This window comes from Litoribacter populi (genome assembly GCF_007483685.1).
Taxonomy (GTDB): domain Bacteria; phylum Bacteroidota; class Bacteroidia; order Cytophagales; family Cyclobacteriaceae; genus Litoribacter; species Litoribacter populi.
In genome coordinates this window covers 2,774,990-2,787,578 of record NZ_VMKN01000001.1, presented here as the reverse complement: position 1 = coordinate 2,787,578, position 12,589 = coordinate 2,774,990, and the positions used below count along the sequence as shown (strand labels likewise).

Below are 12,589 nucleotides of genomic sequence, written 5' to 3'. Positions count from 1 at the left end.
TTTTAAATATTTGGATTTATGAACTTTATCAAGCAAATTGAAAGAATGCAGCTACTTGTGAAACTGGTTAAATCACGAAGAACAGGAAGCCCGGATGATTTGGCCGATAGGCTAGGTATAAGCAGAAGACAATTGTATGTGTATCTTGACTATTTAAAGGATTATGGATTGGAAATCTGCTTCTCCAGAACAGAGAACAGTTTTGTATATTGTGACGAAAAAGAAATTGTAATAGATTTAAACATTAAAGTTCTTGATGTAAGGGAAATGCACAGTATTGTTGGAGGAAAAAAACAAAAAATATTTTTTCCGTGCTATTTTTCCGCACGGAGCAGGCATATCTTAGTAGCATGATCAGAAAGTTACTCATGATGCTAGCTAAAAGGTGACTGGATGAGATTGGGAATACTAACGCCCGAGGTTAGATGTAAAAAATGATTAAAAAATGAATAATTTAGAAAATTTGAATCTGAGTGAGCTCTCCCTAAACGAAATGGTAGACATTAATGGTGGGGAAGATAAAAAAGGTTTTTGGGATACCTTCGGTGGAAAACTAGTGATGGCCGCTTGCGTTGCTCTCGTCGGTTCATTAGTGAAAAAAGCTGTTGATGAGATTTGGTAATTTTATTTAGGTTTTTATCCTCACACCATTTGGAGTGAGGATAACTTTTATTTAATACAAAATATTTATTTGATGGTTATGTTCAAACTGCTGATATTTCTTAATCTTGTACATATACAGTTTACAGAAAAGGTTGATTTCTTTCTTGTTGATGCTGAAACAAATGCTGCAATTGCTTATGCTCATGTTTTTATTGACGATCAACCGCAGTTAAGTGTTACTAATTCAGATGGTATTTTTAGGATGAATAGTCTCCCTCTTGGGAGTGTTTTGACTATTAGGCATTTAAATTATGGGACAGTCAAAGTGATTGTTACTGAGGAAATTAAAAACAATAAGCTAATTTCCTTAAAAACCTCATTTATAGAACTGGACGAGGTAACATTTAATAGTGATTTTAGATCTGGAATTTTAAAAGAGATTGAAACGGGATTGACTTCTTTAGTGAAAAATTTTACAAACGAGAATGGTCATAGCCTATATTATTTGGAATATGTCCAAGGAAATGATTCTTTTGAAAAGTTTGCAGATGCTATTTTTCATTTAAGCAAAAATAATAAAAAGGGTTTAATTGGAACTGCTTCTGAATGTAGAGCATACGAATTTGTGAATGAGAATAAAGCATTGTTTGAGGTTTTTAATCCAATTAAGCCTAGTTTAATGTTCGAAAGTTTGGATGGTAAATTCTATACTGGTTTAATTAATAAATTAAATGAATATATAGTAGATGATATTACTGAGAGCGGGGATTTAAAAATTGTGACACTATTACCTATGGAGGTGGAAAATAATTTATACAAATACACATACGTGTTGGATGGAAATGGTAAAATAGTTGAGATTTTGAATGAATTAGTATCTGGTGGTTTAATTCAGAAAAAAGCCCCATTTGTAAAAGTAGATGTAAATAGTGTTCAGAGGAGATACTTAATTAAATATGACAAAGATAAAACCATTGGTTATTTTGCTAGGGCTGAAATAAGTTTAACAAGTGAAATTAAAGGGAAGATGCAGGAGAATAAATTCGTTAGTCAATTCAATATGATTAATATGGATAAGAGTTATAAAGACCCTGTGAAAAAAGGGAAATCCTTTGACAAATCTATATATAAGAATTGTCATGGAAGTACGAATCCATTTTGGGAGGAGGTTCATAATTTGTCTTTGACAAAGAAGGAACAAGAAATGCTGGAGAAACTTGAAAAGTATTATTAGGTATGGATAAATTGTTGATTTTAATTATATTTTTGGCTATGCCTAAAGCAAATTTTGCCCAATGTAATGCTTTGTTTTTTAGTGTCAATGGGAATGATATGGAAAAATCTGTGTCATCAGTACCAAAATATTTTTCCAATATCAAAACCCTTAATTATGAACAATCAGGGGAAAATAAAAAGATAAATGTCTTACCCTATGATTACCTGGTCTTTGTCAGTGAGGTGGACACCATCATGCTGGAGCAGAAGAGAATAAGCAATAGGCAGGTATGGCTTCGTCAGCTCACCGATGGGGAGGAAAGGCTGTATAAGCGCAAAAGATTTAATTTCCTGCCCAAATTCGGTTTTGTTACTGGGATGACCTTTGCCATCAGTGCCTTTGCCGGTTTTGAATATGGCATACCAATCGGTGTGCCTTTGGGAATAGTATTCATGAATGAGGTGGTCAATTCCGAAAGCTATTTCCTCGAGGACGATGCGGGGCTGAGGAAAATCTCTGCTAGAGAGGCAAAGGGGTATATAGAGAGTGAAGTGCCCTTTCAGCCTCAGGTGGAAAGACTTAATGATTGTTAAGGGTGGATAAAAAGTATAAATGAAGAGAGAGTTTTAATATTACCTTCCCTCGAATGGCGATAATTCCATGGGGATTTTAAGCTATCCGGATTATTTCGCTTAAACCTTAATCATATTTAAAGTTTTGGGTCCCTACAGGGGACAATCAAACCAGCGTGAACCAGTCTTTTTTCCGGAAAACCATCGTTGGCTCCTATAACAATACCTGCTGCATCACCGGCATCTCCCATCCGGATTTCCTGATCGCCGGCCACATCAAACCCTGAAGCATGGATGAGAAGAACCGCATGAACCCCAGAAACGGCATCACCATCAACCCGCTTCCTGATAAGGCTTTTGAAAACAGCTACATCACCATAACCCCGGATTACAAGGTCAAGGTATCAACCGGCATTTCAAAAAATATGAATTTGACCAACCATGCAGATTTCTTTTTGAAATATGACAATGCAACGGTCATTCTTCCCAATCGTTTTTACCCTGATCCGGAAAAACCTGTGTGAAAGCAATATTTCCTCTGCCCAATGGGAATGCAACGGTAATTATGGCTGCCAGCGTAGGGTCAAAAGGTGAACTCCGCCTAGATTCATCTGGCGAAAAGTTTGGTGATCCAGGATTTTATTTCTTGCTTAAAGATTCAAAGGGTGGCTTTTGGTCTCAGTATATTAGCTCATTCCGGGATAAATTAATTGTTTCCTGCCCAGAAGGAAAAATCAGGGCTGAACAAACACTGACCTTATGGAATTGGCCTGTGCTCCGGTTTTATTATGAAATACATCGTAAAAACCACAACTGCAACTTACATAACGCATGCCGTTGACCTCTCTGATTAGGCTAATTGCCCACCAGAACCTATCCGGAAATGTTTGAGTGATTGTAGGAGGGGAGAGCGGACACAAGCCTAGGCCTATAAATACCGGCAGGGTGCTGGATATCTTAAAACAACGTGAAGAAGCAGATAAGGGGCAAAAAAATAATAAGAAGGTAGATAGGGAGGTCCACGGCAGGACGCATGATGATGCCGGGGATGGAGCTGCAAATTTTTAATCAGAAATTAAGTATATGGAAAAGGTATTGAAAACTTTGATTTTTGTGACTTTAGGGGCTTTAGGACTTTACCTTGTGGTTATTCAAGATTGGTTGGGAGCTTTTAGTTTTTTGATTTACCTTCCTTTGGCCTTTCTTTCTATTGGTGCGGTGGCTTTGTTCATAATGCTAATCGTGACTGGGTTTAAAGAGGTCAAACTGCCTGATTTCAAGTTGCTTTCCATCTTATTTATTTCAGGAGGCTTGTTTCTTGGTATTTATGGTGTCCGCATTGGTCTATTTTGGAACAAAACTCTGGAAGCGGTATTTATAGATGAAAGAAGCCGAATGGACCTGATGTTGTTTGAGAATGGGACTTATATCATTTTTGCTAACTGGTTGCTTGGGGAAGAAAGGTTTGGTGGCAGGTACGAAATTAGAGGAGATACCTTGCATTTTAAAAAATCACCTGTTACTGACAATAATTTTATAAATACTGAATCCATCATTGATTATAAGGCCGGTAAGATCTACTTTAGGAAAGGGAAGGATGGGGAATATGACACCACTTATTATTATTTCAAAATAATTTTAGATAAATAAGGCATCCTTGATCAAATCAAGCTCAATGGTTTGAGCTATACTAACCCACTCCCAACAACTATTTTCACGTATGGTATCCATGAAATCAGTTGTTGAATTCAGGCAGTGCATCTGACATCTGACTGCCCCACATCGGACATCCAGACATCGGTCAACGGACATCGGGCATCCGACATCACCCACCAGACATTCCAACATTTTCGTAATTATATTATCCCACTTTCACCATAGCTGTGTTCGATTCGCTAGTCATAAACTTAATAGATGAATCAACCGAAGAAGATGAGTTAATAATATACAGAATAATTTGGATATGGCTCGTAAGTCATAATAATAATAATAATAATAATAATTTGGTTAAATTTTCATATATCACCTAAAATACTACTTTGGAGGTATTTTTTCGGGATAATTTTTTATTGAAATTTGGTGAAGATTCGATTTTTGATTCACTAAACCTATTTTTCATGTACAAAATCCGTTCCCTCGGCGGAGGAGGGGCGTGGTCCATCATTCAGCTGGAAGCCCTTCGTGAGATTTCAAAGCAGAAATCGGCTACTGGCTTGGATCCTGTTAAGATACAAGCGTAGGAATCAATAACTGCTCTTGGATTATGCAGGAAATGCATGGTATTTCCACCCGATTGGATGCAAAAGTCCAGTGTCAAGAGATTCAAACTGAAACGAACCCTATCCTCTGAAGTGGATGCAGAACAGGAAATTCCTCATGGGGGATAATATGATTAGCAGTTATAGAGGAGGCCCTCTTGCCTTAATTTTTTAGGCAGGTTTAATTGGTCTTGAGATATTTTTCCCTGATAAACGTTGGCTCTTAGTCAAGTTTGCCCCTCCTAATAGGGCGGATAAGCCTCATAGAACTTATGGAGAAATACGAGTTAGGCAACATATAAACAACAATAATGAAAAACACACTTTGGATAATATTCACTTTTTTCATCACGATTTCTGTATTCGGACAGAATAAACCGAAAAAAGTAAATTTTGGAAAACAGTTTTTAGATACAATAAGTTTGCCATCTAAATATAATTATATTGACTCTGTAAAGTTATATCCCATAAAGGAAAAACATTCAAAGAAATATTACAACGACCCAACATTTAATTATTCATTGGACTCTTCAAGAGTTAAGAATATTATAGTCGAGAGTAGAAGTGATAACTTGAATGTTATACTAATTCCACCACTTAAACCAAACCGATTTTACAAACTTGAAATTACATATGTTGGAAGAGAAGACCTATATGGGGCTTTCAGAGATATGCACATAGAAGGCATTGATTATGAAAAGAAAACAAATTGGATGAAAACAATTGATTTTCTAAACAATGAAAAAATTAGAAGTAATGAACCTTTTTGGTATCTCTATCATCCAATGAATAAGGACCTGATTATTTTAAAAGAAGAATTACAATATATAAATTTTAATTCTACAATTGACACAACTATTGTTTCAAATATTCTTTATAAAAATCTTACTGGTTTGAAAGTAAGGCAAGAAGAAATTTCTAAAGTTAAAATTATTGAATTTTGTAAATGGCTTTCAACCTTTAATAATTTCCAACCAAATACAGGCTTAGAGATAATCGAGTATTTTGGAAGAATCCCAGACAATCAAAGATTATATGATTTTTTCTTAAGATATATAAAAACTGAATTAGATAATAATCCCACAAAATATTTAATCCATACAAATTTTGAAAAATTAGTCGAAAAATCTGTAGAAATAGAAATGGAGTACATAAAGACTAATTTTGTTGGAACAGAACCTGTCCCTAATTATTTAAAATTCATTAAAGCAGCCGAGGTTTATTCTCTAAATCATAAATTAAGTTCCTACCCTGACCAATACGAAACAAGCTATAAAAGAACACTTGTACCTGATTTTGGTTATATTACATATGTTCCATACGAAGGGAGTATTAAAGGTGGTTCTCCATATATAGGTGTCCATATATCTTTAACTCCGGTTAATAAAGATATTCCCTTAAAACTATCAAGATTATTATTTAGTCAAAGATTTTCAATCCATACTGGTGTTACTCTAAATTCATTAGAAAAAACTGGATTTAGAGAAGATTTTTTTAGCAACTATTCACTTATGTTAGGTGGGGGATATAAAATCTTAACTCAATCAACAAGATTGAACTTTGGAGGCGTATTTTTCAAGAAAATAGATGCAGTTTCTGGAAATTCAAGTTTAGCTATTCATCCTTACTTTGGGCTATCAATCGACATTGAAATAAGAAAATGGCTTGAAGGAATAATTCCAACTTCTACAAAAAACTTAAAATCACAGTAATTATGAAAAATAGACTTCTTTTTTCTTTATTATTACTATTATTATTAAACTCTTGTTATAATGAGGATGATTATTCTCCAACGAAACTTTCTAATATTATGATTTTGAGGATAGTTAATGATAAACAGTTAGCAGATGGCTTAAGCAAAATCACAGCTATTGCCGAGTTTCCTTCTAATTTTTCAACAGAGGATAATAATAAGGTAATATTTGTTATTGATGGAATTGAGAAAGAAGCTAATATACGGCTAGTTGAAATTGATAAAGTAAATAAAAAGATAGCAAACTTAGACATTGCCTCTAATAGAGTTAAAACGGTAAATATTAAAGCTATAATTTCAGTATTGCAATCAGAAATTTCCAAAGAAATAAACGCAAGTTTCAAACAAGCTCTTTGTGAATCAATTAAATTATCATCATCATCCTTAACAATAGCACCTGATTCCTCATTTACTGAAATTACATTGACGACAAAGTTATTAAGAGGAAGTGGTAAAGTAAGCACTGGGACAGTTGCAAATACCAAAGTTGTGGATATAGATGGTATTAATAGAGGTATTTTGGTGAATTATAACTTTAAGACTGATTCGCTTGGAATAATTACCAATCAATTTACTATGGGGAATGACAGTTATGAAGGTCAACTTTATGCAATATCAGAATCCTTAGATGAAACCAATAATCTTAAAAAGGACACTTTAAAATTATATTCTCAAAAATAAATAACCATGAAAGAATTCAAAGAAAATCTCGATAAAGTAGACAAAGGGTTATTTGAAAAAATAAATAAACTCTTAAAGGAAAATGGTATTAATGATGCAGAAGTCACAAGCCTAAAGCTTAAAAATACTAATCCTCAGCATTTATCTTGTCCTCCTGGTAAAATATTATACTGCTGGACTGATATTAATGGAAGAAAATATTGTAAGTGTATATAATTACGTTGCCTGACATTTTATAAAATCATTAGCGGGTTAAGTCGTATAATCAAAGTTTTTGTATTTAATAAATTTTTGTGATGGCGGACAGGTAATTGCCGAAAATTCGCTACTGCTCTTATACTTGACTGTTTGCATAACGTTTTAAAATAATCCAAACAATGATAGACTTAGACAATCTTACAGAATATTGTTGACAGACATGTGGAAAAAAGCAGAAGTTGTTGACAACTATAACGAATCAACCTCCGACAAATATATTGGTACTGGATATCCAGGAGCAATGCGAGGAGTCCGGATTCGCCTTCTTCTTCAAGCAATGGGTCGGCAAAAACAAAAAGAAGGCAGGAAGGGAGCTCAACAGTCGTACCTGTGATAAAATGCCGGAGATAGAGCTGCAGAGGAGTGTTTAGTATATTGGATTCTGGTCCCCAAAACCTAAATAAGCCCCCGATCCCTCGGTGGCCTATTTACTACTTACAGGGTGGTATCAAAGGTGTTTATGCCCTTCTAAATTACGAGGAATAATTAGTTAATTCCAATCACCGAAGCGAATCCTACTTAAAATCCCAATTACTGCTGGGTTTTCCGTTTCAATCTGTGCCACCTGTTTCGGTTTAAACTGTGCCGGAATTGGTCTTAGAGGAGGAGGGACAGCTTTTACCCCCCTGGAATTTTTCTAACCAGAATCAAGCATCGGGCATCCGTCACTCTAATCCCCTCATCCGACCTCCGGCTTCCATGCATCCCCATCCCACAAAATAAAAAATCCAAGAAAACTATAAATATTCCTTTAAATACTTGCCTTTTTCACCAATCCCCTTATAAAATACCCCGATCTAGGTATTTTTTATCTGTAATTAATTCCTTAATCTTGGAGGAGGTAAGGTGAGTGGGCTGTAGATGGCTCAGGAGATAACCCAATCCTGGAAAACGTGGAGTTTCTTGCAATAGAATTCAATGACTGGTCCCTGGATTATGCAAGTAATGCTACGGTACATCCCACGAACTATGAAATGGAGATGGTTGCAGGGAAGGGGATTTTGAGGGTGAAATAATAATTGGGTGCAAATAAGGCCTGAGGGGGCACTGCTCTGAGCATAAGCATAAAGCAAAAGTCTAATCCTGTTTTCTAAATCCGATTTAGTACGGACAGTCTCCCTCAGTCATCGGTCTTCCTGCATCTGATTACCGACCTCCGGTAATTAGGCATCTAATAACGAAAGCGTGGAGAGAAGGGGACTGACATAGTAAATCATCCTCCGTTTGGATTGATAATTTTAACGGTTTATTTATAAATTTTAGCATTGTTAGAAAAATGATAGAGCAAATAGAAACCAATAAAATATTCTTAGATACCTCGATATTTATCAAGGAGAATTTCTTTGCAGGTGAAAAATTGAAGGCCTTCTTTAAACACGCCAAAATTTCTAATATTGAATTAATCATTACACCAATAACGCTTAATGAGTGTCTTGCTAATATTGAAAAATCTTCATCTGATGCAAATTCTAGTTTAAAGAAAATTTTTAAGGATCTTGATACTAAATGCAAGATTTTAAAGAACGTAGTTTCTTTGTCTTCTCTTTTTAACCTTAGTGATGAGTTCAAATATGATGAAGAAGTTAATGTCTTAAAAGAGCAGTTTGTAAAACAGGTTGATGATCATTTTACAAATATTCCAATTAACAGTGAAGTAACTTCTAAAGTTATAAATGATTATTTTAATTCTAAACCTCCATTTAAAGACCTGAAGAAAAAACATGAATTTCCTGACGCTTTTGTTTTGAACTCATTGGATACTTGGTGTAAGAGGATTAAGGAGAAAATATATGTAGTTACAGGTGACGAAGATTTAATTTCATTTGAATCTAAATATTTGATTCCTGTAACAAAATATGATAAATTGCTAGAACAAGTTAGTTTCACTTTCAGTGATGCAAATATGCTTCCAAAGGTTCATGATTTGCTTGAAGAAAAAGAAAAGGAAATAGTAGATAAAATAATTGAGGAATTTACTTTTGAGTTTCCTATGGATGGGTTTGATAATAGAAATGGTTATGAATACGATGTTCACATCCTTGATAAGGTTGAAGGATATATTTCAGAACATTTTGTACTTTATTTTTCCGACAATACGGTTTCAATTGAACTTACGGTTCCAATAAATTATTCAGCAGATGTTTCTTATGAAGATACATCTACTGGATGGTATGATAAGGAAGATGACATATGGTATAACGTAGAAAAAATTGAGACAAAAATAGATGGGGAAACTATTCTAAAGGTCAGTAAAGAGTGTAATATAGAATTACCTGGAAAACCTGTAGAATGGGACGACTGGGAGTTAAAAGAGATATCTTCTGGAATTCCTGATTCAATCTATATAGAATAAGAATGCCTAACATTATGTTTGAAATTATTTCCCTCAAGGTAAAAACTAGGGGCCAAGGCTATGTCCATACATTCACCTTTGTGTTAAAATAATAGTTGGCACAATTTTGCCTAATTGGTAGCTAGAAATATAGTGTTTACATTAAAAGCTTATTTCTACTATAACCTTTGAACTTGAGGCTAGTGTCTCAATAACTGCATGGTTCAAAAGAAATAAGTAATGCAACTTTTGAAGTTGAAATGGTTGGGTATTAAAGGTCAAGGGAATATGATTTTGGTGGTTCAGAGAAAGTCAGGATATTTTTTGGGAATTATTAACCCTTTCAAAACCAATAATGCTTTATAATTATAAATTTTCTACTAAAATTTTGCTTTAATACTGGTTGTCTTGTATAATTCCCCGCTCGGTGTTTTTAAAGCGGAATTTATTTTTAATTTTGGAGGAGCTACTAGAGACAGCCTGTGTGGTCCCAAGAAGGTAAGGAAGGAGCTATACGACTGCTTTAGCTCCAACCGAATTGGGGAATTAGGAATGCCTTCAATAGGTCTGGTGAAAAGGATCTAAGAAGTCCGTCGAAAAAAATGGATATGACAAAGTCCACGCGGAACCGCCACGGCCGTTTGCCAACGGGTTGCTTCCATACAATTATTACAAAATACTTAATATATATGTTTAGAGGATTTAATTTAAAAATACCAGAAGGTTTAAATGATAAGTACTATCAAATTGGCCTAAAAATTTATGATGGACACAAAATAGAAACAAAATTTGTCCTTGATGATTTTTTACTAGGAAATAAATCTTTAAGCGGAACTAAGATTATGGATAATTGGTTTCCAATGATTGATGCTCATTTATTCTTATCTCATTCACATGCTGATGAAAAAAAGGCTATAACTTTAGCTGGAATTTTATATGAAAAATTGGGTGTAATTACTTTCATAGATTCTTGTATATGGGGCTATTCGACGAATTTGCTGAAACAAATTGATGATAATTATTGTTTAAATTATAGTGGGGAGTCATATAACTACTCGAAACGAAATTATTCGACAAGTCATGTTAATTTAATGTTGTCTACTGCACTTAATCGAATGATTGATAACTGTGAATGTATATTCTTTCTAAACTCCCCTAATTCCCTTTCATCATCAGATGTGGTTTCAAGAACTAAATCACCTTGGATTTTTTCAGAAATAGCAACGACACAAACGATTAGAAAAAAGACACCCAGCCGATTAAAACCGAGGATAAAAATGTTTTCTGAGGGAGGTCAACTTAATGAAAGCAAAAGAGATCTTTTAATTATAGAATACGATTTAGAGCTGTCTCATCTATCAGATCTTAACATATCAGATATAAAAAAATGGATAGGGAAATCTTGCTCCTCAGCTAATGACGCTTTAGATATTTTATACCGTTTAAAACCAATTGATGATAAATTTATTCTGACAAACTATGGATAATCATAAAATTAAGCATTTAGAGTTTATTCAAAATGTTATTTCTAGAATGAATAGTAACTCTTTTTTAATCAAGGGTTGGAGTATTACTCTAATATCGGCTTTGTTTGCATTAGCAGCAAAAGATGCGAATATTAATTATGTCCTTGTTGCATATATTGTTATACCTGTTTTTTGGGTAATTGATGGTTTTTTTATTTCCACTGAACGAAAATTTAGAGATTTATACAAAACTGTTGCTGTAAAACAGGAAAGTAATATTGATTTTAGCATGGATACCACTCAACATGAGGAGGGGAATTCTTGGATTTGTGGGGTTTTTTCTTGGACTTTAATTCCATTTTATTTGATTTCAATTTCTTCAACATTAATTATTATGTTTTTAATTAGATAGAGAATAAAGGAGTTAACGATGGCTTAATCGAAATATGCCTACCTCAGACGCAACATATGCACAAGCAATTGGGTGGCAAGAATAAAAAGTAAGCAGGAAGGGAGATAAATGGCCGTACCTAAGATGAGATGCCGGAGATGGAGTTGCATAGGAGTGTTTAGTATGGGATAACGGTCTCCTAAACCCTAAATCCTCGGAGGCATAATTTCTACTTACAGGGAGGTAACAATTTTTTAAATCGTTTATGCCGGAAATAATTTAGGTAATCCCGATGATTGAATCGAAGCCAGGCTCAAGATCTAAATACTGCTTTGTCTCCCATTTCTGCAGCATATTCTGGAACAGCACCCATAGGGGGGATCATGCTCCGAATTCTTTTACTGCTTCTAAATTTTAGGGGGGCAGCATCCGTCGGAATGGCAGGCGTTTTAAGCCTGTAAACGGACATCGGATAATACTATCCCAGTATTGGGAGGGTTAGTATGGGTCGGATTATCCAAACGGTTGATGTCGGGTTCATATTTTCTGGATCTGGTCACCGCTGACTTAAGGTTCGGTTGATAGGAATTTAGAGTTTTTCAGGACATGGTTTAGAAATCGTTTAGCTGGACATTTGGCTGGCAGACCAGATGCTTTCTGTACCTGACATCCTGCTAAGCTCCATGGGTCCGTCAAAAGTCCAATAGAGTTGATAGGGATAGCGGTTCTGACTGGAGATAAGGTCATCTGGCTAAAACATTCACCAAAATTGACGAAGAACCCATTATACTTCGGAATCTTTTTCTGCATATTTATTTTCGAGGTTCAGTCCCGATTAAAAAAATCGGGAGCGGAAAGGCAGGCACTTAAAGTCTGTAAATATATGGGATAATGGTATCCGAGCTTTTGGGGAGGGGCAGCTTGGTTCGAATTATCCAAAATTGAAAAAGCATTTTATTTAGGTAAATTATCAGACAATTCATGACCGGACTTTCATATTTAATTAAATTGTCTTTAAATTCAACCACAAGGAATCATTATAGTGTTGAAGTCCTCATC

General features: G+C 34.8%; 16 protein-coding genes. All 16 read left to right on the top strand.

Translation table 11 applies throughout. The annotated features are described in order from the left end of the window. Window positions 1-18 precede the first annotated feature (18 nt). The 16 genes from FPL27_RS12020 (at window position 19) to FPL27_RS11965 (ending at window position 11,551) form a co-directional block, all read left to right on the top strand. Entirely contained in the window at window positions 19-354 is a 336-nt protein-coding gene (locus FPL27_RS12020; protein ID WP_143961322.1) for an HTH domain-containing protein, read from the top strand. Between the two features lie 91 nt (window positions 355-445). Then, entirely contained in the window at window positions 446-622 is a 177-nt protein-coding gene (locus FPL27_RS19820; protein ID WP_185974368.1) for a hypothetical protein, read from the top strand. A 78-nt stretch (window positions 623-700) separates the two neighbouring features. After that, window positions 701-1,837: a carboxypeptidase-like regulatory domain-containing protein gene (locus tag FPL27_RS12015; protein ID WP_185974367.1), complete on the top strand. Its 1,137-nt coding sequence runs from the start codon at window positions 701-703 to the stop codon at window positions 1,835-1,837. 38 nt (window positions 1,838-1,875) lie between these two features. Continuing rightward, complete coding sequence (locus FPL27_RS12010; protein WP_143961320.1) at window positions 1,876-2,412, top strand: hypothetical protein; 537 nt, start codon at window positions 1,876-1,878, stop codon at window positions 2,410-2,412. 269 nt (window positions 2,413-2,681) lie between these two features. Beyond that, window positions 2,682-2,915, top strand: coding sequence for a hypothetical protein (locus FPL27_RS19815; RefSeq protein WP_185974402.1), 234 nt, complete (start codon window positions 2,682-2,684; stop codon window positions 2,913-2,915). After that, the gene (locus tag FPL27_RS12005) at window positions 2,912-3,232 is read left to right on the top strand and encodes a hypothetical protein (protein ID WP_221936601.1); all 321 of its coding nucleotides are present in this window, start codon (window positions 2,912-2,914) and stop codon (window positions 3,230-3,232) included. Before FPL27_RS19815 ends, FPL27_RS12005 begins: the two co-directional genes overlap by 4 nt. A 50-nt stretch (window positions 3,233-3,282) precedes the next feature. Beyond that, window positions 3,283-3,459: a hypothetical protein gene (locus tag FPL27_RS19810; protein WP_185974366.1), complete on the top strand. Its 177-nt coding sequence runs from the start codon at window positions 3,283-3,285 to the stop codon at window positions 3,457-3,459. A 15-nt stretch (window positions 3,460-3,474) separates the two neighbouring features. After that, complete coding sequence (locus FPL27_RS12000; protein ID WP_143961319.1) at window positions 3,475-4,041, top strand: hypothetical protein; 567 nt, start codon at window positions 3,475-3,477, stop codon at window positions 4,039-4,041. Between the two features lie 467 nt (window positions 4,042-4,508). Then, window positions 4,509-4,631, top strand: coding sequence for a hypothetical protein (locus tag FPL27_RS20160; RefSeq protein ID WP_262712085.1), 123 nt, complete (start codon window positions 4,509-4,511; stop codon window positions 4,629-4,631). A 329-nt stretch (window positions 4,632-4,960) separates the two neighbouring features. Next, window positions 4,961-6,361, top strand: coding sequence for a hypothetical protein (locus FPL27_RS11995; protein ID WP_143961318.1), 1,401 nt, complete (start codon window positions 4,961-4,963; stop codon window positions 6,359-6,361). 2 nt (window positions 6,362-6,363) lie between these two features. Continuing rightward, window positions 6,364-7,083, top strand: a complete 720-nt coding sequence (locus FPL27_RS11990; RefSeq protein WP_143961317.1) for a hypothetical protein — start codon at window positions 6,364-6,366, stop codon at window positions 7,081-7,083. Window positions 7,084-7,089: 6 nt separating this feature from the next. Further along, window positions 7,090-7,299 carry a hypothetical protein gene (locus FPL27_RS11985; protein WP_143961316.1) on the top strand — a complete coding sequence of 70 codons (210 nt, stop codon included), beginning with the start codon at window positions 7,090-7,092 and terminating at the stop codon, window positions 7,297-7,299. A gap of 224 nt (window positions 7,300-7,523) precedes the next feature. Then, entirely contained in the window at window positions 7,524-7,712 is a 189-nt protein-coding gene (locus FPL27_RS11980; protein ID WP_185974365.1) for a DUF5131 family protein, read from the top strand. A gap of 905 nt (window positions 7,713-8,617) precedes the next feature. Next, complete coding sequence (locus FPL27_RS11975) at window positions 8,618-9,694, top strand: PIN domain-containing protein (RefSeq protein WP_143961315.1); 1,077 nt, start codon at window positions 8,618-8,620, stop codon at window positions 9,692-9,694. Window positions 9,695-10,362: 668 nt separating this feature from the next. Further along, entirely contained in the window at window positions 10,363-11,160 is a 798-nt protein-coding gene (locus FPL27_RS11970; RefSeq protein WP_143961314.1) for a hypothetical protein, read from the top strand. Then, window positions 11,153-11,551 (top strand): hypothetical protein, encoded by a 399-nt coding sequence (locus tag FPL27_RS11965; RefSeq protein WP_143961313.1) that lies wholly within the window; start codon window positions 11,153-11,155, stop codon window positions 11,549-11,551. The genes FPL27_RS11970 and FPL27_RS11965 overlap by 8 nt, the downstream gene beginning before the upstream one ends. Window positions 11,552-12,589: the final 1,038 nt, after the last annotated feature.

What these genes read in the sequence shown, in the direction of transcription:
- FPL27_RS11990 (WP_143961317.1), top strand. Translation starts at nt 6,364, where the DNA reads ATGAAAAATAGACTTCTTTTTTCTTTATTATTACTATTATTATTAAAC.
- FPL27_RS19815 (WP_185974402.1), top strand. Translation starts at nt 2,682, where the DNA reads ATGGATGAGAAGAACCGCATGAACCCCAGAAACGGCATCACCATCAAC.
- FPL27_RS11985 (WP_143961316.1), top strand. Translation starts at nt 7,090, where the DNA reads ATGAAAGAATTCAAAGAAAATCTCGATAAAGTAGACAAAGGGTTATTT.
- FPL27_RS11995 (WP_143961318.1), top strand. Translation starts at nt 4,961, where the DNA reads ATGAAAAACACACTTTGGATAATATTCACTTTTTTCATCACGATTTCT.
- FPL27_RS12015 (WP_185974367.1), top strand. Translation starts at nt 701, where the DNA reads ATGTTCAAACTGCTGATATTTCTTAATCTTGTACATATACAGTTTACA.
- FPL27_RS11965 (WP_143961313.1), top strand. Translation starts at nt 11,153, where the DNA reads ATGGATAATCATAAAATTAAGCATTTAGAGTTTATTCAAAATGTTATT.
- FPL27_RS11970 (WP_143961314.1), top strand. Translation starts at nt 10,363, where the DNA reads ATGTTTAGAGGATTTAATTTAAAAATACCAGAAGGTTTAAATGATAAG.
- FPL27_RS20160 (WP_262712085.1), top strand. Translation starts at nt 4,509, where the DNA reads ATGTACAAAATCCGTTCCCTCGGCGGAGGAGGGGCGTGGTCCATCATT.
- FPL27_RS12000 (WP_143961319.1), top strand. Translation starts at nt 3,475, where the DNA reads ATGGAAAAGGTATTGAAAACTTTGATTTTTGTGACTTTAGGGGCTTTA.
- FPL27_RS19820 (WP_185974368.1), top strand. Translation starts at nt 446, where the DNA reads ATGAATAATTTAGAAAATTTGAATCTGAGTGAGCTCTCCCTAAACGAA.
- FPL27_RS12020 (WP_143961322.1), top strand. Translation starts at nt 19, where the DNA reads ATGAACTTTATCAAGCAAATTGAAAGAATGCAGCTACTTGTGAAACTG.
- FPL27_RS11975 (WP_143961315.1), top strand. Translation starts at nt 8,618, where the DNA reads ATGATAGAGCAAATAGAAACCAATAAAATATTCTTAGATACCTCGATA.
- FPL27_RS12010 (WP_143961320.1), top strand. Translation starts at nt 1,876, where the DNA reads ATGCCTAAAGCAAATTTTGCCCAATGTAATGCTTTGTTTTTTAGTGTC.